The organism is Wolbachia endosymbiont of Cantharis cryptica (assembly GCF_964277405.1).
GTDB lineage: Bacteria > Pseudomonadota > Alphaproteobacteria > Rickettsiales > Anaplasmataceae > Wolbachia.
On record NZ_OZ195521.1, the window covers coordinates 771327 to 797344 of the forward strand.

Genomic DNA, 26018 nt, shown 5'->3' on the forward strand with positions numbered 1-26018 from the left:
TAATAAGACTAATTATTGCATTTTGTAAACCCTTCACTACAGTTGGATTGACTGTGTTCATAACGTTTTTTCCATGATGGAGGTAAAGGTTCGATCGGGGTGGACGAGCGACTGGTAGGTGATTCATATCCAAGATCTTCTACATATGAGGAAACAGACGTTTTGCCTGACAAATATTGTGCAACTTCTTCTTCCAATACAAACCTTATTTTTTGAATTATTTGCAATATTACTTCTTTATCACCATCTGTGATCTCTTTACTTCCTCTTACTGATTGTTCTACCTTGCCTACCACATATTCTATCATTCGTTGCATAAAAACCACTTCTTCTTTTTCCTTTTGCAACAAATCTTCTTTAAGTTGTGCTATTTGAAGGGACTTCTCCAAAAGTAAATTTTTTAATTTTTTCACTTTATTATCGTGATCTTTATTTATCCTTTCCAATTCAAAAGATTGATCATTAAGGAAATTATTTGCATCACATAACTCTTTAGATTGCTCTTCTAATTCTTTAGATAAATTTTTATTTTTTTTAGCGACTTCTTCAATTTCATATCGTAGCTTATCTAACTCTACACACAATTCTTCTTCCTTATCTAATTCTCTATTTTTTAGTTCTTCACACTTAATATTGCTTATTTCCCTTTCCAATGTTGCTATATATTCTTTTTTTTCAGCTAGTTTACCTTTTTCTTCTTGTAACTGTTTACGTAAACGTAAGATTTTACAATTCAATAATCCCTCTATTTGTTTATAGTGTGATTTCTTTATTCGTTTATAGCGTAACTCCTTTATTTGTCGTTTATAGTGTAATTTCTTTGTTTGTTTATCAGGCGCATTTATTATCTTTTCTAATTCGTTTACCATTCTACATAATTCAGCTATACGATTCGTTTTACCTTCTAATTTCTGCTCGAAAGATTCTTTTTCTTCACAAAGAATACTTTTCCATTTTTTTATTTCTTTGTCTTCATCTAGCCTTTTTCGAGTTAATTTATGTAATTGATCATTTAATTTCTCCGTTTGTTTGCTTGCAACTCCTTTAGCCTCTTTTTCCAGAGTTATTATACTTTTTAACTTTTGCTCTTTTTTAGCAGACTCATTTCTCTCAATATCCATTTTCTTATTATCCATAACTATTCTATACGAAAGTACAAGCACCAAAACAGATAGTATAGCCAAAGCAAGAATTAGAGGCAGAGGTACGTTAGAAGTTACAGCAAGCGCTAAAGATGTAAGTAACGTAAGAGTAGCCAGAAAGCTAGCTATAAAATAAAACGTGTTAGCTTTGTTAAGAAAATTGCTCATTACCCCTTCCCATAAGAAAGTAAGGTATTGTATATATTTGTTAAAATTCTCTTAATCTGTAGAGAAAAATGTCCATTATAATTCTGCACCTACAGTAAATTTCCCATTTTCAGTTCCAAATCCTGATTCTACATCCTCACTCCATTCTATCAATTCAGCATTGCAGACCGTTTGTAGATCATTCTGTGCAGACTGATTCAACTTATCCTCTTGTACGTTTGTTTTTATCATCAACTTTTTTATCAGATGCTTAACTGATACATTATTATCTGCCTTTATCTTCCTGATAATATTTAATATCTGAATAACATTATCTCCCATTTCTTCAGAATGCTTACCATAGATAAGTTCTTCCTTATTTGGCCAATTGCTTTGATTGTGTACAGAATTATAACTATACAACTGGTGGTATATCTCTTCCGTAATGTATGGCAAAAAAGGTGCAAATAACCGCAAAATAATATTTAGTACATACGCCAAACTTTGTTTTGCACTTGAACTGCTACCGTAGGCGCGTTTTTTTGCTAATTCCAAGTAATTATCACAAAAGTCCTTCCAAAAAAATTCTTCTACTGCACCCAAAGCTTCGCAGTATTCAAATTGCAATAGGTTGTTCGTTGCTCTTTCTATAACTTTGTATAACTTAGACAATATCCACTTATCCATTGTCTCACTGATAGAACTTATGCTTACAGCTTGATGCTTTTCCATGAACATGGAGACAAATTTGCTGGCATTCCAAAGTTTTGTAACTAGGCGCTTGCCAATTTTGAATATATTTTCAGAGTAGACTGTATCAACTCCAAGCCTTGAGTTTGCTGCCCAATAACGCACTACATCAGCTCCGTAGGTATCAAGTATTACATGAGGAGTGATGATGTTACCCCTTGATTTACTCATCTTTTTTTTATTATCAGCTAAACACCAACCGCTGATCATGATATTTTTCCACGGCAGTGAGTCTGCATGGTAATGTGCCTTCAAAATCGTATAAAAAGCCCAAGTCCTTATTATCTCATGGCTCTGACTGCGCAAGTCTGCAGGAAATATCGTATCATAGCGATGATTTTGCAAGCGAAACTCACTGTTTACTGCCAGTGCATTTAACTGAGGAGTGATCGCACTTGTTGCCCAAGTATCCATTACATCTTGATCTGGAATAACCTCTTCTTTGCTATACCCTTTTGGCAAATCCTTCGATGGATCTATAGGTAGAGCCTTTACTTCAGCCAAAATAATTTTGCCTTCTTCTCCTTTACGTTTTGAATACCACACTGGAAATGGTACACCAAAATAGCGCTGTCTTGAAATGCACCAGTCCCAATTTAGCCCTTCTATCCACACTTCCATGCGTTTACGCATGGTGCTTGGATGCCAGTTGCATTCTTTTACTTTATCTAATACTTGAGCTTTTTGATCTAAGGTCTTGATAAACCATTGATAAGTAGGTAATATTTCAAGTGATGCACCAGATCTTTCCGCACATTTGACAGAATGAGAAATGTTAGTGCTTTCTATCAAAAGTCCTTTTTCAGTCAGAATTTCAATTATCCTCTTTCTTGCTGCTGTGATTTTTAATCCATTTATTTCATAGATTCCAGTGTCACGCGCTGGAATGACATCGGGGTGTGGTGGATGTAAGTTCATCCTCCCATCCTGATCGATGATAATTTTCATCGGCAGATCGTGCTTTTGCTGCCAATATATGTCGAGTTCATCACCGAATGTACAGCACATAACAAGCCCGGTACCTTTATCTATTTTGACCTTATCATCAGCTATTATTGGAACTTTTGCCCCTGTCATTGGCACTACGGCTATTTTTCCGATTAGATGGGTGTAGCGCGCATCCTCTGGATGGCAAAAAACTGCAACACATGCGGGAAGTAGCTCAGGTCGCGTAGTTGCAATATTGATCTGCTCATTTTCCTCAGTGGAAAAAACTATTGTATTTAAGAATGACTCAAAGACTTTGTCTTCTATTTCTGCTTGCGCAATCGCTGTTTTATCAACTGGGTCCCAAAGGATAGGTTGCATCTTTCTATATGCGTATCCCTTATTATACAGATCAATAAACGACATTTGAGAAAGTGTCACAGTTTCCTTACTGATCGTGTGATATTCCAAACCCCAATCGTAACTAATACCGACCGATTTAAATAGTTCCTTGAATTCTTGCTTTGATTTTTCAATAACTTCATGACACATCTCTATAAATTTTTCTCTGCCCACTTCTTTTGCACGGGTTTTATAGGTTTGTTCAACCAATCTTTCAGTGGGAAGACCGTTATCATCAAACCCAATTGGATAAAAAACATCTTTCCCAAGCATGCGTTGAAACCTTGCAATAAAGTCTGTGTGGCAATAACTGAATATATGGCCTATGTGCAGTTTGCCCGATATTGTTGGCGGAGGTGTATCTATAGTAAAAGTGTTATCCTTTGCACCATTCCATTTATAAACTTTACTGCCTTCCCATAATATGTTGTATTTGTTCTCGATTTCTTGAAAGCTGTATTTTTCTTCTAACATAAATATTTCTCAATTTTAAGCTTTAAGCTAGCACAATTAAGCAAATACGGCAATTTTAATGTGTTTTATTAGACTTCTTGCATAACCTAAAAAAAGGCAAAAGAAGCCCCGTGGTATTTACTTTTGTGTCGAAATATCGGCGTTTTTTTATTCTAAAACGCTTAATAAGTGCGACTTAGCTGCCTTTTAATTGCAACTAACCTTAGCGATAAACGTTTAAGAAGTTTACTAAGCAGAAAAAAAGGCAAATAAAACCCTGAGTAGCTAGTTATTCACTACCTATTTTATAAGTTGGCGTTTTTTAATGTCTTGTAACGCTTTTAAGCGCATTTTAGCTTATATTAGGTAAAAACCTAGAAGTTTTATAAAGACATAAGGTGCACATAGTGCGAAAAATTAAACATGACACGCCAGATATACTAAGTTTTTTTGTCGTTTTATCTGCACAGACTGAAGATAAATAAATAGCTTCAGCTTCATGATAAGGGGACTGGCGGAGTTTGTCAAGTAGTTTTTCCGTGACCAAAATATAAAAAAGTTGAATATTTTTACAGAATAGTGTATAATTATTAATCTTTTCTAAGCACTTTGGCCATGGCTCTTTCGAAGTTTCTTGACCCAAAAAATGATGTCGCATTTCGCCGTATTTTTGGCACTGAAAAAAATAAAGATATTCTCATTCACTTTCTCAATGATATCTTGGGATTCACTGGCAAAGATGAAATAAAAGAAATAGAATTCCTCAGCACTATTATGGATGCTGAAATTGCCTATAAAAAACAAAGTATTGTTGATGTACTTTGCAGGGATGAAAATGGAGTGCAAGTGATAGTCGAAATGCAGGTTGCTAAAACAAAAGGCTTTGAAAAACGTGCTCAATACTATGCTGCTAAAGCTTATTCAAGGCAGGCTGATAAAGGCGATCAATACCATGATCTTAAAGAGATTATCTTTATTGCTATAGCAGATTGTATCCTGTTTCCTAATAAGTCTGGGTATAAATCAGATCATATTATTCAGGATAAAGATACTAATGAACATGACTTAAAAGATTTTTATTTTACATTCATTGAATTGCCAAAATTTCCTAAAACGAAGGAAGACCAGTTGGATAGTATAGTTGAAAAGTGGATTTATTTTTTCAGGTATGCAGATGAAACAAGCGAAGAAGAATTGGAAAAAATAATAGGAAGTGATGTAATAATCAAAAAAGCATATGAAGAACTAAATAGATTCAACTGGTCAGAGAAAGAATTTATTGCCTACGAACAGGAAATAAAACGTATTCGTGATGAGCAGGCTGTTCTCGCTCAAAAGCTTGATGATGCTACTGAGAAAGGCATCAAAATTGGTAAAGAGAAAGGTAGGAAAGAAGGTAGAGAAGAAGGAAAAATTGAAGGCAAAATTGAAGTTGCAAAAACAATGCTGGCTAATAATGTTGATGTCAACACTATTGTCAAGCTTACTGGCCTTTCCATTAGTGAAATCAAAGAGCTGCAGGATTAAAGTCAAGTTAAGGAGATATTAACTTGACACGAACTTCAATTTTTATACTCCTTCATTAGCATAATATAATTTTGTGCTGACTGTGCAATACGTTTAATTTCTTCATTCGACATTTTTTTGAAGAATTTTGCTGGCCTGCCAGCCCATATTTCTCCACTTTTTATCACTTTTCCATGTGTCACTAGCGAGCCAGCAGCTACCATAGCCTCAGACTCCACAACTGCATGATCCATCACGATAGAGCCCATACCAATAAATGCTTTATCATGCAGCGTGCATGCGTGTAACATACAAAAATGTCCCACTGTTACCATACTACCAATAATTGTGTCACCACCGGGGTTTCTATCCACATGAATTACCGTTCCATCTTGAATGTTTGTTCCATCACCTATTTTTATTGATCCAACGTCCCCCCTGACTACGCAATTAAACCAGATGCTCGCATCTCTTCCTATTTCAACCTTGCCTATGATATACGAACCGCCTGCGATAAAAGCACTTTCATCTATTTTTGGTTCATAATCTTTGTATTTTAAAATGTGATACATATTGAGCCTGCGGTTTTGTGCATTACATTATATGGTGATCCAAATAAGGTTTTCCTATTAAACAATAAATACTTTTCTAGGTACAAGGATATAGTTTTCTTGCTATTGATGCTAGCCCCATAGTTAACTACATTAATAATAGTAGCAGTAAGTAAAAAAAATTAAATATTAAGTCTTATACTTTTATTATGTAGCATTAATGTTGAGGTAACATTATGGACATAACTAAGATCAGTAAATTTCTGTTCAACAGAAGTAATAAAATAACAAAACAACATGACGAACCAACAGTCGAAAAAAATCTCTATACTATTTTAGGATTTAAAAGTAGAGAAGATTTTGAAAATCAAGTAAATAAGCTGCTTAATAATGGTGAGAAGCAACTTAAAACACTACAAGATAAGCTATGGCATAGATTTGAAAAGAAAATAAAAGGTGATAAAGGAAGTAATAAAGCAGCCAAGAATATTAATAATACTATTAAAGAATCTAAGATTACTGAAAGTAAATTAGATAATTTACTGGAATTTAAAAAACAGCTACAAAGTTTCCTAAAAGATCAAAATGATCACGGTATTGTCTTAAATGCAATTGACTCTGCCAGTGCTGCCCGTGTAATTGAAGTTAATGGTATATATCCAAAAGAGCGTGAGATTAAAAAGTTAAAAAAAGCTCAACCTTTCACCTCTAATAGGCAAGACTTTGAAGACGCTTTAGGGTACATAGAGTCACAAGAAAAAGCTATGGGAATTACGTTAGAGGAGCTTAGGGAATACAAGAAACACTCTGTTAAGATTTTTCTGTTGAATTATATTAACTCACTAAGAAAAAAATACCCTAAATTACAAGGTAAAAGAGAAGATGCTATAGCAATACTATCAAGTAATGAGTTGAGGAATGTTTATGATAAAGGTGTAAAAGAAGGACTATTACAACCAATGGCATCTTATGAAGAATGCAAAAGCCTATATGACAAAATGAACCAGATGGAAAATGAGTCCAAGAGTATAATTGAAGGAAAAAAACGGAAAGAAAACCCGAGGGAAATAGGTGAGTCAATAGTCAGCATAATTAATGACATAAAAAAGCATAGAGAGGCACTCCTCAATTGTAAAAATTTTCAGAGTTCTTATGTACAGGAAAAGAAAGAGCATCCATTTAGAGGCAGTGCATGCCAGAAAATGATTGATATATATCAAGAGAGAATTGCTGGGTATCAGGAGAAAATTTGTCAAAACTTGACCCAAATAAGAGAATTATTCAAAAGCATGCCACAAGAAATATGTGGTATGGAGGAATTAATGGATAACGTGCGCGAAGCAAGGCAGGTCGACAAAGAGTTTGATTCAGCTTTATCGAATATACAGAACGAGTTGAATACTCAGCTAAAAAAAATGAAAAACCCTTCAACAGAGCTAAGAGTTTCACACGTTAACGGTAAAACTGGGCTAACTAGGTTGTAATTTGTTTGACACTGAAATTTAGTGCAGCTATTCTAAACGAGAAGCTCTACCATTCATCTCGCTATTTTTGGCTGAAATGGCCAAGTTTTTGAAGTAATGAAAACAATCAGCACTTTAATTCAAGAAGGATCAAAACTATTATCGTTGCATAGAGTTGATTCACCATATTTAGATTGTGAAATCATCATGCAGTATATTCTTGGCGTGAAAAGATCATTTATAATTATGAATCACACTAGTCAGGTACCAATAGACAAGGAACTTCTATTTTGGAAATTAACAAAAAAAAGAGCAGAAAGATATCCAATATCACAAATAATAGGTAATCGTGAATTCTGGAGTAAGAATTTTATAGTTAACCAGCATGTTTTGGATCCAAGGCCAGATAGCGAAACAATAATCCTAGCAGTGTTAAAATATTATCCAAATAAAAAGCAGAGACTAAAAATTGCAGATTTTGGCACAGGCACAGGTTGTTTATTGATATCCGTACTTAGTGAGTATGAACATGCTGTTGGTATCGGCTTTGAGAAGAGTTTAAAAGCATATAGAGTTGCCTATCAGAACGTAAAAAAACATAATCTACTCAGCAGGGCTAAAATACTTCCAAGTTCGTGGACAGAGTGCGAAGGTTTATTTGACCTTATAATCAGCAATCCCCCATATATTAAAAGAAGTAAATTGAAAGATCTGCAAGCCGAAGTGCAAAAAGAGCCAAGAATTGCTCTTGATGGTGGCATTGATGGTTTGAGTTGTTACTTGAGTATTTTTCCAATATTGAGAAGGTGCCTTAAAAAAAATGGGTTTGCAATATTGGAGATAGGTGAAGATCAAAATGATATTGACAAAATAATACCTTCATACGGATTATCTTTTCAGGAATATGTATATGATTTTGCGGGAACGAAAAGGTGCATTGTTGTAGAAAGAAAATAGCTAATAATTTTAATTATTAGCTATTGTTTTTTTTAAGGGCTTAAAAGGGCAACATATTTAGGCTTTACTAGCAAAATGGAAAGTAAGGCCAGCCTCTATGCCGTGTGTGGTAAATAATGTATTGCCTATATTTATGCTATCGCTTTTATATTCCTCAATAGCTTTATTAGATTCATCAAACTGACTAATTTGCTTCTCTTTTTCACCATCCGATTTCGTTACTTCTACTTCCTCTCCTTTTGCCTCTGCGTTAAAATTAAAATTGCTACCGAGAGCACCAAAACCTCTATATCCGATATGCATATTTACATTCTCATTTACGGTATAATCAAGACCAGCTTTTAATTGACCCGCAGGCCTTATTGATGCTTCTCCAAATATTTTCATCCTTGTTGCACCGAATCCAGCTCCAACATAAGGAGAAAAGGAGAAACTGTCACTTTTAAAATGATAGTAAACTGACCTTACCCAGAAAAAGTAGAGAGGAAGTTAAGCCATTTTTGAAGTAAAATAAAACATGATTATGAGGGCTTATTATGGTAAAGAACAGAAAAAATTACACAGTGGAATTTAAATTAGAGGCAATAAAGTTGGTAAAGGAAACGGGGCAGTCAGCAAGCAAAATAGCTAAAGATTTAGGAATAGATAACAGTACACTAAGTGACTGGATAAAAAAATATAACGAAAAAGGATCAATAGAAGAAGCATTTCCTGGTAAGGGAAAGTTGGCACCATGTGATAAAGAAAAGTTTGAATTAAAGAAAGAACTAACAAGAGTTACTAGAGAAAGAGACATTTAAAAAAAAGCCCTGGGATATTTTGCAAGTCACAAAGAGTAAAATATTTATTTATCAAAAAGCATGGAAACTACTATAAAGTACAGGAGTTATGCAGGATTTTGAAAGTATCTGCTAGCGGCTACTACAAATGGACTAGTAAGAAGAAAAGCAGCAAAGAATTAACAAGGGAGCAGCTTCTAGCAGACATTCAAAAAATATACCAAGCATCTAATTGTAGATATGGGGCACCTAAGATTCATGCTGAACTAAAGGCTTTAGGTAAAAATTGCAACATCAAAACAGTGCAGGATATCATGCAAAAAAATGGTATTCAAGCTAGACTGAGGCGAAGATTCAAAAGCAAAAAACAGCAGACTGACAATAGGGTTATAACTCCCAATATATTGGACCAAAACTTTACTACTAGTCAGCCAAATAAAGTATGGGTAACTGATATTACATACATAAAAACTAAGGATGGATGGCTATATTTGGCAGCAATAATTGATCTATATTCACGTATGGTAGTTGGCTGGTCAATGAGTAGTACAATAACTAAGCGATTAGTTATAGATGCTTTATTGATGGCTGTTGATAAGCGCAAACCAGCCAAAGATCTGCTATTTCATAGTGATCAAGGTTCACAATATACCTCTAAAAATTATCAGTTTTTGCTGAACACAAAAAACATCATTTCCAGCATGAGTCACACAGGCTGTTGTTATGACAACTCTGTTGTTGAAAGCTTTTTCAGCTCACTCAAACGGGAGCTTCTTATTGATACTTCGCAACACTCTGCTCAGCAAACTAGAACTGCTATATTTGAGTACATAGAAATTTTTTATAACAAACAGCGTAGACATTCTACTATTAATTATTGCATTCCTGAGAAATTTGATTCATCATTTTCATAATAAAAATGGCTTAACTTCCTCTCTACTTTTTCTGGGTAAGGTCAATGTGCTGACGCTTAGTATAAGCGCGATTTGGCTGAATGTAGAAAAAATTTAAAAGACATGCAGCCGCCATAATTTTATGTAATCCGCCAAAAAATACCCTGAGTTTTTTACTGAATTTTGTCATTGAGCCTGCAGGTCAAAAACAAGTTTTGAGTCAGAAATACCCTTAGTGTCATGGTAATGAGATTGTTAGAATTTGTCAAGGAATTTTAGCTCCGTTTTTATGGGTAAAAAAACGCGCTGCAAGCTGTTTCGGTTTTACTTCCTCTTATCCTTTGGTTCGTCGTCAATATCTTCAAATTCATCATCATCAAACCCGTCATCATCTTTTTCTTCTTTTAGCTCATTATCGCCTTCAAATTCATCTTCCTCGTCATCAAACCCATCATCATCTTCTCCATCTTCAAATTTGTCGTCAATATCTTCATCATCAATATCTTCGTCTTCAAATTTATTGTCGACCTCTGATTCATCGTATACTGCATCTTCGGCTTTAGCTTCAACAGGATAGTCAGCAGTGTTAGGCCCTTCGATAGCATTATTTTCCTTGTTATCAACCTTATCTTTGCTAGCAGCAGCAGAAAAAACTTTATTTGGATCATATGGTTCTTGTGTAGGTACACGAGTTTGCTTGAGTAATCTTCTTGTGAAGGTGCTATCACTGTAGTACAAAATCTTCTTTGACTTAATTGGGTAAGTCGATTCTATTAAAATTATCTGCTCATCACGTGGTAACATAATAATTTCTTGAGGCAATAATAATGCTCTCTGCGTTTCAGATATATGCAATGACCTTGATGCAGGATTCAGGTCTAAAAATTTTGGTTTGTTCAACGATTCTTGTTGTACAGTTTTGTTTCCTATAAGTTGCGATATTAAATTAGCCGTTTCAATGTTATTAGCTGCAAAAGTTATTCTATAAGTCGAGTTTGACAAAAAGGAGTTCATTCCTGCTTCTTCGTATATTCCTTTGAGCTGCTCAGTGTCTTGAACAATTAAGAATAATCTAACTCTATAACCACGAAAATATGCAATGCCCGTTTGAAATTGTTCCATTTTTCCAAGTGTTGGAAACTCATCCATTAAAAATAATACGCCATAAGGCTCATCATCCGACGGCAATTTTCTACACAAAAATTCAGTTGCCTGTTGGTAAAAAACCTGCATTAAAGGTCTTAATCTAGTTAAGTTATCAGGAGTTAAACCAACATAAACCGTAGTTTTCTTCTTTTTAAAGTCCAAAATATTAAAATCACTTGTCGCAGTTGCAGTGTCAATCAATGGGTTTGCCCACAATTCAAGCGATGAGTTCATAGTTGATACAACACCTGACCTTTCTTTGTCAGCTTTCTGCAAGAAGGCCGCAATGTTCATATACGCTACAGGATGTATTGTTTTGCCCATTGTGTCCAAAACAACAGCAAGGTTATAAACCACGTCATCGCTACGCATCGTACGCACAACTTCACCAAAAGATTTCACCTTTTCCGGTGCAGCAAGTAAGTATAATACCACTCCAACAAACAAACTTCTTGCTTCATTTTGCCAAAAGTCTTGTTCAGGCATGATTAGGTTGGCTATTTTTTGTACATCGTCGACCATCTGTCCAGGTTTTTCGCTAATCCACTCCAATGGGTTATAACAGTGGCTAATTCCATCTGGCTGTGCTGGATTCCATACGTATACCTTTTGCCCTTGTCGCTTTCGCCAACCACTTGTTATTTCATAGTTTTCTAATTTTATGTCGTGTACAATTACCGAGTCAGCCCAAAATAATAAATTAGGAATTACAAAGCCAACACCTTTACCAGAACCTGTAGGTGCAAATAGCAAAGCGTGTTGATATCCATCAGCAATAAAGTAGCCCCTTTTATCTTTACCAAGTAATAATCCCTTTTTGCTTCTTAATCCCGCTTTTCGTATGCCTTTCTCTGATGCCCACTGCGAGTCTCCATGAAGTGATTCTCTCTTCCTAAATGGCCGCCACTCGATTATCCTTTCTCTTAAATTCCATAAGACAATCATTAAAATGAGGATAGGAAATACAGAAGAGAAAACTAATTTCGCTTTTAGTTCAAAGCTATATAACTCTGGATGATGCCAACAATATTGTATATGATCAAAAATTGTTGGCCAAAGAGCTTGAGGGAAAGGCGTCAAACTAGGATTAATTGCCTTAAAATCTACAGCATCCGGACCGTCAACCGATAGAAAGAACAATATACCAGATAAATAGAAACAAAACTCCAGTACACTAAAAACTACAACACCCCCTATCAAAATATTGCGTAGATGATTTCCATTACTCATAAACTACTTTTTCTTAACTTATGTATAAATTTAAGCATTTTCGCTCGCAGATCTAGTAAATAATATCTCAGAAACATTTCTTTTTCCTCCACTGGTTCTTTTTAGCTGAATAACGATATCAATCACATTTCTAATGTATGGTATGATCTGATCTGGAGGAATACCGAGATTTGCCTGCATAACCATCAATTTTATTTGCTCAAGAGCCATTGTTGGACTATCTGCATGAAGGGTTGATATTGATCCAGGGTGACCAGTATTTATCGCCCTAAGAAAACTAAAAGCTTCCGCCCCACGAAGTTCACCAACTATTATTCTATCTGGCCTTAAACGTAAGCACGCTTCTATCAAATCTTGAGTGGTCACTTTTGCTCTGCCCTGCCCTCCTTTAGAGGCAATTAGATGGACTTTATTGGGATGATCGTTCAAAACGATTTCCCTTGCATCTTCAACAGTAATAATTCTTTCTTCAGCTGGAATAGTACGCAAAGTAGCATTAGTAAAAGTGGTTTTACCGGTGGAAGTTCCACCACTGATTATGATGTTTTTCTTATTTATTACAGCGTATTCTAAAAACTCTTTTATTTTCTTTTGCTTTAACAGTAAGTCCAAATGACGGTCCACTGGATTATCAGTCACTTCTATAACAGTTTCAGAAAAAGCCCCCATTTTTTCGTAATCATCCAATGCTAGTTGCATACCAGAGGGCTTACGAATTGACATAACTACCTTGTCGGGCTCACATGCTGGCGGAAATACTATCTGTATACGATAACCATTTGGTAATGTTGCCGAAAGTAACGGTGTTTCTTCGCTAAGTTTTTGTTCTGTAGCTTGAGCAATCAACCTGCTGAGAGATTTTAAATGGTTAAGGTCGAATATTTCTAATTTTTCACACCTTATTTCACCGCGATTTTCAATCCATACTTCCTTTGGCTTGTTTATTGATATTTCATTTACGCCTTCTTCTTGAAATATGCCTTGTAATGGCTCCAAATATGTATCAAGTGCAGCATAGTTCATCTTATTGATTTAATATTGCTTGTGGAGGAAATACTATATCTTGGTTAACAAATACTTTCAATGCGGTGCCTTGATCAACATAAACAGTTGGTTTTTTATCTGTAGATCTTTTGACTATATCTCGCATGTCTTTAGAAAAATCATTGATTGACTTTCCAATTGCTTCATCATAAACAGACTTGCTTCTCTTCTGCATTGGTTTTAACAGTTGGGTTACATCTTCTAGGCTTATAATTACCTTGTCTTCCTCAATTCCTAATGATTCTGCTAGTTCTTTTTTAAATATTCTCAGCAAATCTTGCTCATTTTTAGCATTCCGAATTTTTTCAATAGCTCCAAGACTCAATCTCCACTGTTCTCCTTTTGCGCCCTCGACCGTTTGTTGAATGGTGCTGTCCTTTATCCCCTTAATAATAGTCTTTTTGAGTGGAAAAGCATCTATTTCAGTTGCAGCGATGGATTGCATTGCATCCATCGCAGTTAGCGAATCAACAAGATTAGAAGCCTTTTGTCCTATAACAGCCGTACCAATTGAAACACCAGCAAGCATTATTGAAGAAAACAATGCACTTGCTATTTTGTTATCAACTATTCCAGCTATTCCTGCTCTACCAAGTTCATCGGTACCAGGTGATGAAATAGCAATATCTATTCCGTGAGGAAGAATGATCCTATTCCAGTTTATGTTTATGCGGGCTCTTGCAACATTCGAATCAAATGAATAGCCACCTATTAATCTTGAACCTTTAGGTATTAAAACTGTATCACCAGTTTCTGCATAAACATTGCTACTAACTACAGCACGCAGCATTCCTTGTAGATCAGAATCTATTGCAGTTTCAAGAACAGCATCAATAATCTTACCTTGAGTAATCATAAACCCGAGTTTTCCCACTTTGGTAGCTGTGCTCAACTGTGCTGAAGTGTTGGATAAAATGGCATCGGCAGCCTTGTCCTCTTTGTCACCACCTGAAATTGCTAGCATTTGTGCACCACGCCTATCTTTAGGATAACCACCACCTCCTATTGTAGAAAACGAGGTAGGTAAATTGCTAGTAATATTACCATAAGGAAAGTTTTGCTTTGGCAAAACAGGCATATTTGATATAGGAGTTCCTTTTGGTTTTTCTTCTTCTTTTTTTACCACTTCTTCTTTTTCAATTTGCTTTACTTCTGGTATAACTTGTGGCGTAGGAAGAGGAGGTAAAGGTGGTAAGGGATCAGTTATTACCCTTTCAGGAACCACTATATTATCTGGAACTTGTTCCAACTTTCCTTTCAACTCTTGAACGTTTTGCTTTGTTTCTTCTTTTTTAATAACCTCTACATTCTCTTCATTAGAAGAAGGGTTAAAATAGAGATAATATACTCCACCAACTAGAAGCACTAAAATAATAACCATTAATGCTCTATGACCTTGAGTAGAGCCAACCGTTACTACCTTGTTCTCTATTTCTGATTCATGTTCTGAATTGTTACGCCCTTCTTTATTCATATTGCATGTACCACAGCTAAAGTGACCTATTTATAATTTCAACTTCATCATTTTCATAATGCATGATCAACTTTTTATATACCCCTTTTATTATAATATAACCATCAAATAACAGTCTCTTACAAGACAATCTAGTTTTACCCTCTTCTGCAAAAATCTGAGGTATTTTGTTACTATCCCTAAATTTAAAATAGGTTAAATAGCCATCATCAAATAACTCAATCGGTATTATGTCCTCATTACCACCTTCATTGATATATGTATAATTGTACTTCGTATCGTTTTCTTGTATTACTTGTTCTGGATTTTCTACAACATGTTGCATTTGAGTAGGTGCTGATATTTCATCTAGACCAGTATCAAATTCACCTTCCTCTTGAGGATAATAAAAACGTACTACGTAAGATATATCTTTTTCAGCAGAATAATCATGACTCACTTTCTCAGCATCAGTACCTGGATATTTATCGTAGTTTGGTCTTGAGATTAAATCAAAAATATAATTTCTTTTTTTAGTTGTTGTAATAATCATGTTAGTGCGGCTACTAACTTCAAATGGCATGATAAGTAATTTATTGTCATAAGGGTTAATTTTCCAACTTGATGCATCACCAACAGCAATGTTTTTGACTTTCTCTCCTTCTGCAAACTCAATATAAGAATAGTAACCTTGACTAAAAACAACTATGAATACTTCATTAGGACTGTACACGAAGGTTTTTATTCTACTGTCTACAGAAATAGGTTTATTGTAATTAACCGATGCATTTGAGTTGCTACTTATCAGTAAAGCTAAAACTAATAATATTCTATACATATTCATCATCTACCCTATAAGAAATAACTTGAAACCCTAACGGATTAACATATCTTTGCTGATCATCCATTTCAAGTGACGCATATCTATACGACATGATGACTATCTTATTTTTTCTTACAGAACTTCCATCTTTTCGTGTAAATCCTACAGTAAACCTCACTTGAAGAGTATCGTCATCTAATTTTTGAATTGAGCGAATCTTAAACTCGCTTTTGACAAAGTCCGAATAGAAATTAAAAAGATCATCCATATTCTGCGATCTTATATAATTTCTAAATTCATTATATACATTAGGTGAAGAAAATAATCTTACCTTTGTATAATAGTTATAATTGTAGTGATATGGATCAAAAACTTCTCTTGCTTTTATATATTCTGCAATAAAATGATTGTTTAGCACTTCATTCGCAGAGTATTGTTTTACTGTAACAGGATCAACCAACTGTACTATTCCTGATTTCTTTTCAATTTCTATAACGAATGGTTCAATAGTGCTGTTAGTGCTAATTTTAAATATAGCTAATATGCTTACAGAAATTGCCACTAATAATATTAACGTAAATAAAAGTAAAATATTTCTCTGAGTAACAACCGTGCTATAGCGACTTGAATTCCAATTTATATCCTTATCCAACGACTCATTACTTTTTTCTTGTTTGAAAAATTTTAGCATATTAACATTCTTAAAAATCTTAACTTATATTAACGAACATAGCAAACTAACAAAATAGTTACAACAAAAAAGCTAAAAAACTCTTAACCCATGACCTAGTCTGCCAAACTTTGTCTCTATATATGAATCGTTATATTTATTACGCTCCATAATAAGTGGTAGACAATTTGTAACCTCTATACCATAGTTTTTCAACTCTGATAACTTTCTACCATTGTTTGTAAGTAATTGGATTTTTTTAATGCCTAATTTCTTGAGCATTTTAGCTGCAACAGCAAAACTTCTTTCATCGTCTTCAAAACCCAATATTCTATTTGCATCTACAGTATCAAGGTTATATTTTCTTTGCATATCATATGCTCTTAACTTATTAGTTAAACCAATGCCTCTCCCATCTTGCATCAGGTATAATATAATGCCACCCCCAGAGTCAGTCATTATTTGAATTGCTTGATGTAGCTGGCTTCTACAATCGCATGATAAGCTATCTAACAAGTCACCTGTATAGCACGAAGAATGAATTCTCACTAATGGTTCACAATCTTCATCTGGATTGCCAATAATGATTGCATAATGTTCCTTTCTGCCATTGTAGGTTCTATAAGATATGATATTTACTTTTTGAGTCTGCTTCAAAAATAATGATGTTTTACACACTTCATATACATCCTGATTTTGTTGAAAATTATTTATGAATGACGTGTCTAGCGCAATAACGTCATTTTTCTCGCACCAATCTTGCATTTCCTGTCTATCTTTGAAGGTCATGTCAATCACTAACGCGTATGGCAATAATTCTGAGAATTTAAGCAAAGCGGTAGCACATTCATCTATTGTCTTTAAGTATTGCAATTTTTTTGTGTGATCTCCTTTTGAACAGTTTATTAAATGAAGCAGTTCATCAAAATTGTTTATTAGTAAGCGTTTGCCACTATGTTCTTCATTTTGAGATGTATATGTTACTTTACTTGCAGTTAAAGTAACATATACACTACCTGATATAAGCTTATACTGATCAAATAAATTTCTTTCTAAAGTTTCAGCAGCAGCAAACAATAGGTAATTACTTTTATCGTATATCACAACTGGCAGACCACGCCTGATTTCGCTGATAGCCCTTTCTACTTTATTTTTATCTCGATTTCCTATAAACATTTCACCTACATTAAAACAACAATGAGAAGATTGGTGCGGTCGAGAAGACTTGAACTTCCAAGGCCTTATGAGCCACAGCGACCTCAACGCTGCGTGTCTACCAATTCCACCACGACCGCACTTTATTCTATTTTTTATATAATTATTTTAAATTACTTAATCATTTTAGAATTTTTCATCTAAAGTGTCAATCTGATACTAGGATAATTTAATAATTGCCTGTATAGTTTAGTTATGAATTTTGTGATTATAAATTTCAATTATTTAAGATAGTTTTACTACTAATTTTTAACTTAGGTTCTTATACACATGAATATAGCTAACATCTTTATTTTTTTAGCTTTATCTCTTGTAACCAGCTTTCATTCTGTCCATGCACAAATACTATACACATGGTCTCAAGTCATTCCAGAAAATAAATTAAGCATACGTGCAATTACAGACAATGACATGTGTCCCATTGCTTATGTCGATGGCGAGGAAGTAAAAATGCTAAATCGCAGTTCAATTAACAATACCGAAACAGTTTGTGAACTGACAGTACAAACAAGTGCAAAAAACATTAGTATTGACAATATTCAGGTTCCCATATTACCAGAAAAGATTAGCAAAATTGCTTTTATTGGTGACACAGGCTGCAGAATAAATGCGTTATTTCAGCAGGAATGTAATTCAGTAGATAGCTGGCCTTTAAAAAAAAATTTAGATTCCATTGCTCTTCATGAACCAGATTTAATCATCCACGTTGGCGATTATCATTATAGAAAGACAAAATGTAGACATACGGAAAAGTGCGGCGATATTTATGGGTACAATAAAGAAGCTTGGTACGCCGATTGGTTTGAGCCTGCAAAGGATATTTTGCTACAATCTTCCTTTCTTTTTGTTAGAGGAAACCATGAGGGTTGTGATAGAGCTTATGAAGGATGGTTTAGATATCTAGATTCATACCCTTTTTCGTCTGAAAAATGTGAAAATCTTGTTCCTAGTTGGTCTTTAGATGCTGGATTGATGAGATTTTTCATCTTCGATTCTTCGTCTGGCGAGGATATTTTTACAAACCAAAGTACAATTGATGCTTTTGAGAAACAATTTGACAAATTGACACAAGATAAGCCCACGTGGTTTTTAACTCATATACCACTTTGGAGATCTCCAAAGAAAGAATTTTTGACATTAAAAAGTCATGGCAATCTTACACAAATTGAAGCTTTTGGGAATAAATTTCCAAGTAATGTTACTACCATAGTTTCTGGCCACATTCATATAGCTCAGATTTTATTAATGAATAATGTTCCAGATCAGATTATAGTCGGAAACGGTGGTGCATTATTGCATGCTCAAGATCAGGAACCTGCTTACCAAAATGTAGAATTTAATTATTCAAATGGTAAAAATTACTTAGCACATGAAGTTAAAAACTTCTTTGGCTTTGGTTTTGCAATATTAAACTTAAACGATTATGAATTTACTTTCTATAATCAAGACAACAAGGAAATGTATTCTACAAAGCTAACGAAAGACTTTAAGCTTAAAATAGACTAAATCTATTTTTATAACGCTCTAAAATTGCTTTAATGTTTAAGTAATACGAAATCTCAATGACCTGCAACTGGAGGTTCGAGCGAATTCACGAATCCGCAGAGTAGCTAAGCTGCACACTGCCAAGGCATTGATTTATCGCTACATCAACAAGATATCCTGCTACTCCACCTACTAGAGCACAGCAATTCCTGATAATACAGCTGTTGTGATTGCTCCAATAGCAACAATTTCAGGTATAATTCCCATTATAGCCAGTGTGGCTCCTATAGCACCAAACAGTAATGTTGGAACTATAATTGCCCATCTTCTTCCTAAGGATTGTTTTTGTGGAGAGTTATGTTTTGTATTATCTGTTGTAGGTGGCTGAACACGATGTAAATTATTGTTAATTGCATTTTCTTTATGTTCAGTAAATAATTTTACAAGCTTACTTTTATTCTGTTCCTTAGCACATCGAATATAATAATCGAGGTCAACATCTGTATTCAATAGTAATTTTGCAACTTCAATATCGTGACCAGTCTCCGCACTATCATCCTTAGCAATATGATGTAACATCAGATCTTTTGTTCTATCAGATAAATGCGGTAAGAGCATTTCCACCGCACTCTTATTATATTCTACGATTGCGATAGGGTTTAACTTTTTGGCTTTGGCTCCATGTTCAAGAAGCGCCTTAGCGATACTAATTTTGTTTTCTCTTAAAGCATAATGCAGTGGTGGATAGATATTATATACGTTAGGATCTGCTTTGTGCTTTAAAAGCACATTTACAACATCAAGGTTGCCTAGTTTGCACGCGATTGTTAAAGGCGTACCATCATCAAGTTCACTCACAATGTTCACATCTATAGCTGATGTTGAATTGTTAGCACCATATTTTGATAAAACTTCTTCAAGGAGTTTTCTCCAACCAGGATCATTGCAAGCATTTTTGACAATATGATGCAATATTGACTTGCTAGTGAATATATCGCGAAATTTGGCTTGTGCGTTGATGTTTTGAACTTTTTCTAACAAAGTTTTTGTTTCAGTTAAATCTTGTTTATAAAGAGCACAAAATAAACTGTACTCTTCTTTGCTTAAATGCGAACCGTGGCATTCTTTGCAACTTTCGTACCACCGATTAGCCCAATCATCATTAGGCTGTTGTTTAATACATTCTTCCTTGATCTCATCTGTTAATATTCCATGTGCTACTGATATTCCCTTAAACTTTTCTGTTGCTTCATTTTGCTCGTTTTGGCTTTTACTTGACCATTTGTCAGGATGCCATTTCAATGCAAGTTTGCGATATGCCTGCGTAATCTCCTGTTCGCTTGCATTCTCTGATAATCCTAATACTTTAAATGCCTCTTTACGTGTTTTTGGAATCACAACCCCTCTTTGCTAAATTAATTTAACGTAATATATTATTATTCTAGCAAGGTTACTCAAGAAACCAAAGTAAAAAATGAGAGCTTAACTTGTATCTCATTTCACTCCGTAATAGTGTCATTCAAGTAGCCCTTTTTGTCATTCAGTGCTCCCTTTGTTACCATCCCAGTAGCCCTTTCTCTTGTCATCCCAGTGCCCCTATGATGTCATCCCAGTCTGGAATCCAGCTTCTTTTTTTCTAGATTCCAGCGTCACGTGCTACCCTTCACGGGCTCTTAAATTGCTTTAGCTATAAACATTAAGAAATTTACCAAGCGAAAAAAAGGCAAAAGAAGCCCCGTGGTGGTTGGCTATTTACCATGTACTAAAATATCGGCGTTCTTTTTATTCTAAAACGCTTGATTAAGAGCGATTTAGCCACTTTTAATTTGCAGCTAACCTACATCGCAAGTGTTTAAGAAATTTACTAAGCAGGAAAAAAGGCAAAGAAAACCCGCGGTAGCTAGCATTCAAATTCTCCCTTGTCAATTTGACGTTTTTTGATGTCTTAAACGTTTTATAAGCGCGTTCCAGCTTAAAAACCCAGAAGTTTTATAAAGACATGCGGTGCACGTAGTGCGAAAAATTAAACATGAGACGCCAAATACCCTAAGTTTTTTGTCATTAACCTGCACAGATTGCGAAGATAAATAAATAGCTTCAGTATTATGATAAGATGGCTGGCAGAGTTTGTCAAGTAGTTTTTCCAACGTGTTGCCAAAAGTTTGTAGAGATATCAATCAAGCTTGTCACTCCAGTGCGTGGCTGTGTTTTAAAAATTCTACTTAAACATCTTTCTTAATTGATTAATTTCATCAGCAAATTCTGAGTCGGTTTTTATAAAATTTTCTATTTGTTTTACTGCATGTATAACAGTAGCATGGTCTCTGCCACCAAAGCTTCTTCCAATATCTGGTAGGCTCTTTTGTGTAAATTTCTTAGCAAAATACATGGCTATTTGCCTTGGTCTTACAAGACCGCGTAGTCTTCTACTGGAATGCATATCTGCAACCTTTATATTAAAAAACTCGGCTATTTTCTTCTGTATTTCTGCTATTGTGATTGACTTATGATTTGATCTAAGAAGATCCATTAGAGTTTCACTGGCTGATTCTACTGTCATACTTCTTCCAATCAATGAAGTATGGGCAACCTTATTTAATGCTCCTTCTAATTCTCTTATATTAGATTTTATGTTCCTTGCTAAAAACTCTAGGACATCCTTTGGAACATACATATCCATTTGTTCCACTTTGGCCTGTAATATACCAAGTCTTAATTCGAAAGTTGTTTCATTAATATCTGCTACCAATCCCCAACCGAGCCGTGATTTTATCCTTTCTTCTACTCCATCAAGATCGCTAGGAGATCTATCAGCTGATATAACCAACTGTTTATTTTGGTCTATCAATGCATTAAAAGTGTGAAAAAATTCTTCTTGTGTACTATCTTTACCACTAATAAATTGCACATCATCTACCATCAATACATCTACCGATCTAAATTGTTCTTTGAATAGCATAATGTCTTTGCTTCGTAGCGCTGTAATATATTGGTACATGAATTTTTCTGCTGATAAATATGCCACTTTTCTTTTTGCCGATGGAGAATTGACTATGTGCCAAGCTATAGCATGCATTAGATGTGTTTTACCAAGCCCCACTCCGCCATACAGAAACAGAGGATTGCTGCCTGGTATTGGATCTATAGACTCTGCTACACGCTTTGCAGCTGTAAATGCTAATTCATTTGGCTTTCCCACTACAAAATTATCAAAGGTGAACCTTGGATCCAGCGGCGAACCAAGATTATGATTACTTTCCTCTCTGTTTTTTATTATAGTATCAGGATTTGGATTCCTTTCTTCGGTTACTTGAATATCAATAGAACGTATACTTTCATCTTCATTTTGCCACAATGATAGTATTTTTTTCATGTAGTGAACCGTAATCCACTCTTTTATAAATCTTGTTGGCACAGATAACAAAACTTCCCCGTTTCTGCTGCTAACAAATCTAAGTGAACTCAGCCAGCTATTATATGTTGCCTCCCCATAAAGATTATAAAGAAGATTTTGGATTTTTTCCCAAGCAATATTGTGATTCGTTACTGTAACAATTTGGTCAAAAAACATAGTAGAAACCTTAGGGTTAATCAAGTTCATACACCACACCAAGAAAAAAAGCAATAATTAGAAAAACATAAGATAATCAATAGCTTGTTGCAAAGTGAAAAGCTAACACTACTTAATATACACTCAAAATTATGGTGATTTTTGATGAGTTGTAAAGGGTATAAAAGCACTAAAATTGATCATTTTTATTTCAACAAATTGAAAAAACTGTAAACTTCGCTTGTGTCAAGGATTAGCAGTATGCTATAAAAGATAATAATATATTATGTATAAATAAGATATTAAATTTATTGGCAAAAAAGTAAAGTGTTAATATAAATATAGCTAACCTAATATAAATTTACTGAAGCAAATTTATGACTACATTAAATAATTTTAACTATTATGTAAAATTTGGTATCGAACTAGAATTTTTTATTGAAGGAATAGAAAAAGAGTACTTGTTTCTCAATAATATCAAAAATAAAATAGCTTCACTTGGATTTTCCTGTGAGAAAGAGAGTTCTATACATCAATACGAGATAAAAAGTGGTTGTTATACGGATTCCAATGACTTAATTAAGCATTTTGAGTTAACAAAAGAATTACTTACTGAAACAGCACAAAGACTTGGTGGGAATGTTTCTTTTAAAGCAAAGCCCTATTTGGATAGAGCAGGCAGTGCATTAAATGTGCACGTTAATTTAGTAGATTCAAACAACAGTAATTTATTTTACTATAATAAACAAAAGCACAATAATTACTTGACTCATAGCATTGGTGGATTGTGTGCTATGATGAAAAAACATATGTTATTTTTTGCTCCAAATGATGATTCATATCTCAGGTTTCAATATCCAGATATTCACACACCAACCACAGTTAGTTGGGGCGTGAATAATAGAACTGCTGCGATAAGGATCCCCAATTTTGGCGGTAATTGTCGCCTAGAGCACCGTGTTCCTGGAGCAGATTGTAACCTTGAAAAAGTGCTTATAGCAATAATTGAAGGCATGGCTTTTGGTATAGAAAACAAAATTATCCCACCAAATAGAGTGTATGGTATTGCATCTGATCCTCAGTATAAGATGGAGAGTTTAATATAAACCCTAACCATTAGATATATATCTAACAAAAGAAGGCGAGCTACTTACTTTTTATTATCTTACTGTTGTACACAACGACATACGGTTCCTTGTTGGGGTAGAAACTGGGGGATTAGAACATGTATTACCAGGCTCCTCATCGCTACTGCTATATCCATCATCATTTGATGAATTAAGACATTGAATAATACCTTTCAGACCTCTTACGCATCTCAATGTAGCATGTGATAACTCTAATTCTCTTTCAAATTCTTCGCTCTCATCGTTTTCTGATTGTGAATTCATCAATTCTTGCTCAGCTTTTTTTGCCAATCCAGATATTCCTTTCTGGTCATAGTGTCGCACAATTTCATCTAGACAGAGTGTGTCAAGTGCACTCTTTGCTATCTCCACTAACATTACATGCATTGCTTCTCGTTTATCAATTTTTTGTTTACCTCGTTTGAGTTTATCTTGTAGATTGTCATTGCGTGCTTTCAACTCTTTAGTTTCTTGCTTAGCTTCTGCAAAGCTTTGATCCGATTTTTCCTTTTCTACACTGATATTTCTTAACTCACTGCTTAATACCTGTATTTCTTTTTCTTGTGCACTAAACCTTTTATTCATCTCTTGCAATCCTGCTTCAATGAACTGTTTATATTCAGTATTTTCTTTCTTCAATCTTTGATTTTTCGACTCCAGACCTGTTATTTGCTTTGAAGTAGTTCCTGTTTGAGTTTCACTGTCTCGTAAATTAACTTCCGTAGGTATTGATGCACCGCTATCAGTAGTAGGGTTACTGTCAGTATTACCTCTGTTACTAGTAGGTACAGCATCAGATGATAATGCAGGATTATGCTCCTCCCCCTTTCCTATTTGTATTATACCTTCCCCACATTTTACTTCTTTTCCACATCTTAAACCACGCTGCTTTTTTAAGAATTCCTCCACAGCTTCACATAAGGGAAAGCCTTCAATGAACAATGCTTCATTTCTTTTTATTAATTTTTTATCCTCCTTTGACAATAATGTATAATCCTCACCGTTAAATTCTTTACCATTAAATTTCACTATTTTAGTTATTCCATTACTATCCAGATTCATAACCATGGTACAAATTGAAACCACCCTCCCAGACTCATCTATAGGCCATTCGCTTGTCATTTGACAACATGCACCTTCTTTAAATTCATAATATCTTTTCTTACCTTCATATTTACAAACAGATACTTCAGGTTTTTTATTGTAATATATATTCAAATTTCTAGTATTTTTGTCATATTGTAAAATATCACTAATCGCTATTTCTTTATTGCAATAAGTAAAATTAATGTTCAAAACTTTTTTAGTTTCTGTGTAATAAGCTTGGAAACCCACTCTCTCGACTTCCACCACTTCCTCGTTTTTTTTGTTAAAGTACTTACTTACAACGCCTTGAAAAGACTCACTTACAGCTTTTTTTCCTAGCTGTGCTAACTCTGTGTATTTATGTAAATCTCTTCTAAAGTTTTCACCGAAAGGCCCGTCTTCTTCATCCAATGCTTCATCTATATGCTTTCTGAAATCTTTATCATTTATTAGAGCATCTGCATACCAATTACCATAAGTTTCACATATAACCTTGAAATCTCTTTTTTCTTTTAAAAATTCTAAGAATTTTACCTTGTCTCCTAGATTTAGTAGCTTAAAGTCTGTTACTACCTCACGTAATCGAAAATGAAACCTTCCATAATTGGTGGAGCTAGGTGTACCGTCACAATTTTTGGCAAGATCATTTAAAATTTTTAACTTTTTATATAGTTGATCATTTTTTGCAATTGAGTGAAGAAATCTCATTATAGTAAGGTTCTTAGCTGTAGGATTTTCTTCCCCTATTCTGTTGATATCGTCCTCGAGAGATATAAGTGAAGGTAGTGAACGACAATCAATTATACTTTTTTTTAACCCTTTTATAAAATTAATACAATCGTTATCCTGTGATGGTTCTGACATCCTTCCACATAACATAGATAAGTAAGATATTGCACTTGAGGTATCTTGTGCTACCTTCAGTACAACTGACTTAACACCAGAATCCTCTAACTGACCACTTGTTTTTCTCTCTTTTACAAGATCATTTACTACACCGAACATAACACCCCCTTCACTATATTCTTAGTTAATATATTCTTTTTGAAAATAACCAGGCTACTAAACCTTGCCCTACACTAATTTTTATGATGAGATGTTAAAAATAACTGCAAGCGCTAAACTTAAATTTTTGCTCTTCGCTATAAATTGAATTTACCCTCACCATACATTCATAATGCAAAGCTATTTTACGTAATAAACTCATATTTTAAGCTAT

At 34.4% G+C, this 26018-nt stretch carries 19 protein-coding genes, 1 tRNA gene and 1 pseudogene; 7 read left to right on the plus strand and 14 right to left on the minus strand.

Annotated features, from left to right (window positions below):
* Nucleotides 1-8: 8 nt before the first annotated feature.
* Both ACICP6_RS03745 and ACICP6_RS03750 read right to left on the minus strand, forming a co-directional pair.
* On the minus strand, nucleotides 9-1310 hold the full coding sequence (locus ACICP6_RS03745) for a hypothetical protein (RefSeq protein WP_395462664.1): 1302 nt from the start codon (nucleotides 1308-1310) through the stop codon (nucleotides 9-11).
* A gap of 75 nt (nucleotides 1311-1385) precedes the next feature.
* Complete coding sequence (locus ACICP6_RS03750; protein WP_395462665.1) at nucleotides 1386-3842, minus strand: valine--tRNA ligase; 2457 nt, start codon at nucleotides 3840-3842, stop codon at nucleotides 1386-1388.
* Between the two features lie 594 nt (nucleotides 3843-4436).
* Here ACICP6_RS03750 and ACICP6_RS03755 point away from each other — a divergent pair.
* The gene (locus tag ACICP6_RS03755; protein ID WP_395462666.1) at nucleotides 4437-5348 is read left to right on the plus strand and encodes an Rpn family recombination-promoting nuclease/putative transposase; all 912 of its coding nucleotides are present in this window, start codon (nucleotides 4437-4439) and stop codon (nucleotides 5346-5348) included.
* A gap of 35 nt (nucleotides 5349-5383) precedes the next feature.
* On the opposite strand, the gene ACICP6_RS03760 is transcribed toward ACICP6_RS03755, so the two are convergent.
* A complete protein-coding gene (locus ACICP6_RS03760) occupies nucleotides 5384-5899 on the minus strand; it encodes a gamma carbonic anhydrase family protein (RefSeq protein ID WP_395462667.1) in 516 nt (171 codons plus the stop codon).
* Between the two features lie 215 nt (nucleotides 5900-6114).
* Between ACICP6_RS03760 and ACICP6_RS03765 the strand changes: the two genes are divergently transcribed.
* Both ACICP6_RS03765 and prmC read left to right on the plus strand, forming a co-directional pair.
* Nucleotides 6115-7362, plus strand: coding sequence for a hypothetical protein (locus tag ACICP6_RS03765; protein ID WP_395462668.1), 1248 nt, complete (start codon nucleotides 6115-6117; stop codon nucleotides 7360-7362).
* Between the two features lie 96 nt (nucleotides 7363-7458).
* Entirely contained in the window at nucleotides 7459-8298 is an 840-nt protein-coding gene (gene prmC / locus ACICP6_RS03770; protein ID WP_395462669.1) for a peptide chain release factor N(5)-glutamine methyltransferase, read from the plus strand.
* Nucleotides 8299-8561: 263 nt separating this feature from the next.
* On the opposite strand, the pseudogene ACICP6_RS03775 reads toward prmC, so the two are convergent.
* Nucleotides 8562-8760 (minus strand): annotated as a pseudogene (locus ACICP6_RS03775) (P44/Msp2 family outer membrane protein); the annotation flags it as partial.
* A 74-nt stretch (nucleotides 8761-8834) separates the two neighbouring features.
* Here ACICP6_RS03775 and ACICP6_RS03780 point away from each other — a divergent pair.
* Together ACICP6_RS03780 and ACICP6_RS03785 are read left to right on the plus strand one after the other, a co-directional pair.
* The gene (locus tag ACICP6_RS03780; protein ID WP_395462617.1) at nucleotides 8835-9098 is read left to right on the plus strand and encodes a transposase; all 264 of its coding nucleotides are present in this window, start codon (nucleotides 8835-8837) and stop codon (nucleotides 9096-9098) included.
* Nucleotides 9099-9148: 50 nt separating this feature from the next.
* Nucleotides 9149-9991: an IS3 family transposase gene (locus ACICP6_RS03785; RefSeq protein WP_395463617.1), complete on the plus strand. Its 843-nt coding sequence runs from the start codon at nucleotides 9149-9151 to the stop codon at nucleotides 9989-9991.
* A gap of 303 nt (nucleotides 9992-10294) precedes the next feature.
* On the opposite strand, the gene ACICP6_RS03790 is transcribed toward ACICP6_RS03785, so the two are convergent.
* The 7 genes from ACICP6_RS03790 to ACICP6_RS03820 all read right to left on the minus strand — a co-directional run bounded on the left by ACICP6_RS03790 (nucleotide 10295) and on the right by ACICP6_RS03820 (nucleotide 17631).
* On the minus strand, nucleotides 10295-12346 hold the full coding sequence (locus ACICP6_RS03790; protein ID WP_395462670.1) for a type IV secretory system conjugative DNA transfer family protein: 2052 nt from the start codon (nucleotides 12344-12346) through the stop codon (nucleotides 10295-10297).
* A gap of 30 nt (nucleotides 12347-12376) precedes the next feature.
* On the minus strand, nucleotides 12377-13369 hold the full coding sequence (virB11, locus tag ACICP6_RS03795) for a P-type DNA transfer ATPase VirB11 (RefSeq protein WP_395462671.1): 993 nt from the start codon (nucleotides 13367-13369) through the stop codon (nucleotides 12377-12379).
* Nucleotide 13370: 1 nt separating this feature from the next.
* Entirely contained in the window at nucleotides 13371-14864 is a 1494-nt protein-coding gene (locus tag ACICP6_RS03800; protein WP_395462672.1) for a TrbI/VirB10 family protein, read from the minus strand.
* A gap of 16 nt (nucleotides 14865-14880) precedes the next feature.
* Complete coding sequence (gene virB9, locus ACICP6_RS03805; protein WP_395463666.1) at nucleotides 14881-15687, minus strand: P-type conjugative transfer protein VirB9; 807 nt, start codon at nucleotides 15685-15687, stop codon at nucleotides 14881-14883.
* Nucleotides 15674-16357 (minus strand): virB8 family protein, encoded by a 684-nt coding sequence (locus ACICP6_RS03810; RefSeq protein ID WP_395462673.1) that lies wholly within the window; start codon nucleotides 16355-16357, stop codon nucleotides 15674-15676. The genes virB9 and ACICP6_RS03810 overlap by 14 nt, the downstream gene beginning before the upstream one ends.
* A gap of 72 nt (nucleotides 16358-16429) precedes the next feature.
* A complete protein-coding gene (locus ACICP6_RS03815) occupies nucleotides 16430-17512 on the minus strand; it encodes a GTP cyclohydrolase II (RefSeq protein WP_395462674.1) in 1083 nt (360 codons plus the stop codon).
* 31 nt (nucleotides 17513-17543) lie between these two features.
* Nucleotides 17544-17631 (minus strand) — tRNA-Leu (locus tag ACICP6_RS03820).
* Nucleotides 17632-17821: 190 nt separating this feature from the next.
* Here ACICP6_RS03820 and ACICP6_RS03825 point away from each other — a divergent pair.
* Nucleotides 17822-19057 carry a metallophosphoesterase family protein gene (locus ACICP6_RS03825; RefSeq protein WP_395462675.1) on the plus strand — a complete coding sequence of 412 codons (1236 nt, stop codon included), beginning with the start codon at nucleotides 17822-17824 and terminating at the stop codon, nucleotides 19055-19057.
* A 171-nt stretch (nucleotides 19058-19228) separates the two neighbouring features.
* On the opposite strand, the gene ACICP6_RS03830 is transcribed toward ACICP6_RS03825, so the two are convergent.
* Both ACICP6_RS03830 and dnaA read right to left on the minus strand, forming a co-directional pair.
* A complete protein-coding gene (locus ACICP6_RS03830; protein WP_395462676.1) occupies nucleotides 19229-20434 on the minus strand; it encodes a DnaJ domain-containing protein in 1206 nt (401 codons plus the stop codon).
* 820 nt (nucleotides 20435-21254) lie between these two features.
* On the minus strand, nucleotides 21255-22637 hold the full coding sequence (gene dnaA / locus ACICP6_RS03835; protein WP_395462677.1) for a chromosomal replication initiator protein DnaA: 1383 nt from the start codon (nucleotides 22635-22637) through the stop codon (nucleotides 21255-21257).
* Nucleotides 22638-22963: 326 nt separating this feature from the next.
* On the opposite strand from dnaA, the gene ACICP6_RS03840 reads away from it, so the two are divergent.
* Nucleotides 22964-23692, plus strand: coding sequence for a glutamine synthetase (locus ACICP6_RS03840; protein ID WP_395462678.1), 729 nt, complete (start codon nucleotides 22964-22966; stop codon nucleotides 23690-23692).
* Nucleotides 23693-23746: 54 nt separating this feature from the next.
* Here ACICP6_RS03840 and ACICP6_RS03845 read toward each other — a convergent pair whose 3' ends face one another.
* Nucleotides 23747-25804 carry a hypothetical protein gene (locus ACICP6_RS03845; protein ID WP_395462679.1) on the minus strand — a complete coding sequence of 686 codons (2058 nt, stop codon included), beginning with the start codon at nucleotides 25802-25804 and terminating at the stop codon, nucleotides 23747-23749.
* Nucleotides 25805-26018 lie beyond the last annotated feature (214 nt).

Bases quoted from the DNA above. Each gene is read 5' to 3' on its own strand.
- ACICP6_RS03745 (WP_395462664.1), bottom strand. From the start codon at position 1,310: ATGAGCAATTTTCTTAACAAAGCTAACACGTTTTATTTTATAGCTAGC.
- ACICP6_RS03750 (WP_395462665.1), bottom strand. From the start codon at position 3,842: ATGTTAGAAGAAAAATACAGCTTTCAAGAAATCGAGAACAAATACAAC.
- ACICP6_RS03755 (WP_395462666.1), top strand. From the start codon at position 4,437: ATGGCTCTTTCGAAGTTTCTTGACCCAAAAAATGATGTCGCATTTCGC.
- ACICP6_RS03760 (WP_395462667.1), bottom strand. From the start codon at position 5,899: ATGTATCACATTTTAAAATACAAAGATTATGAACCAAAAATAGATGAA.
- ACICP6_RS03765 (WP_395462668.1), top strand. From the start codon at position 6,115: ATGGACATAACTAAGATCAGTAAATTTCTGTTCAACAGAAGTAATAAA.
- prmC (WP_395462669.1), top strand. From the start codon at position 7,459: ATGAAAACAATCAGCACTTTAATTCAAGAAGGATCAAAACTATTATCG.
- ACICP6_RS03780 (WP_395462617.1), top strand. From the start codon at position 8,835: ATGGTAAAGAACAGAAAAAATTACACAGTGGAATTTAAATTAGAGGCA.
- ACICP6_RS03790 (WP_395462670.1), bottom strand. From the start codon at position 12,346: ATGAGTAATGGAAATCATCTACGCAATATTTTGATAGGGGGTGTTGTA.
- virB11 (WP_395462671.1), bottom strand. From the start codon at position 13,369: ATGAACTATGCTGCACTTGATACATATTTGGAGCCATTACAAGGCATA.
- ACICP6_RS03800 (WP_395462672.1), bottom strand. From the start codon at position 14,864: ATGAATAAAGAAGGGCGTAACAATTCAGAACATGAATCAGAAATAGAG.
- virB9 (WP_395463666.1), bottom strand. From the start codon at position 15,687: ATGAATATGTATAGAATATTATTAGTTTTAGCTTTACTGATAAGTAGC.
- ACICP6_RS03810 (WP_395462673.1), bottom strand. From the start codon at position 16,357: ATGCTAAAATTTTTCAAACAAGAAAAAAGTAATGAGTCGTTGGATAAG.
- ACICP6_RS03815 (WP_395462674.1), bottom strand. From the start codon at position 17,512: ATGTTTATAGGAAATCGAGATAAAAATAAAGTAGAAAGGGCTATCAGC.
- ACICP6_RS03825 (WP_395462675.1), top strand. From the start codon at position 17,822: ATGAATATAGCTAACATCTTTATTTTTTTAGCTTTATCTCTTGTAACC.
- dnaA (WP_395462677.1), bottom strand. From the start codon at position 22,637: ATGAACTTGATTAACCCTAAGGTTTCTACTATGTTTTTTGACCAAATT.
- ACICP6_RS03840 (WP_395462678.1), top strand. From the start codon at position 22,964: ATGACTACATTAAATAATTTTAACTATTATGTAAAATTTGGTATCGAA.
- ACICP6_RS03845 (WP_395462679.1), bottom strand. From the start codon at position 25,804: ATGTTCGGTGTAGTAAATGATCTTGTAAAAGAGAGAAAAACAAGTGGT.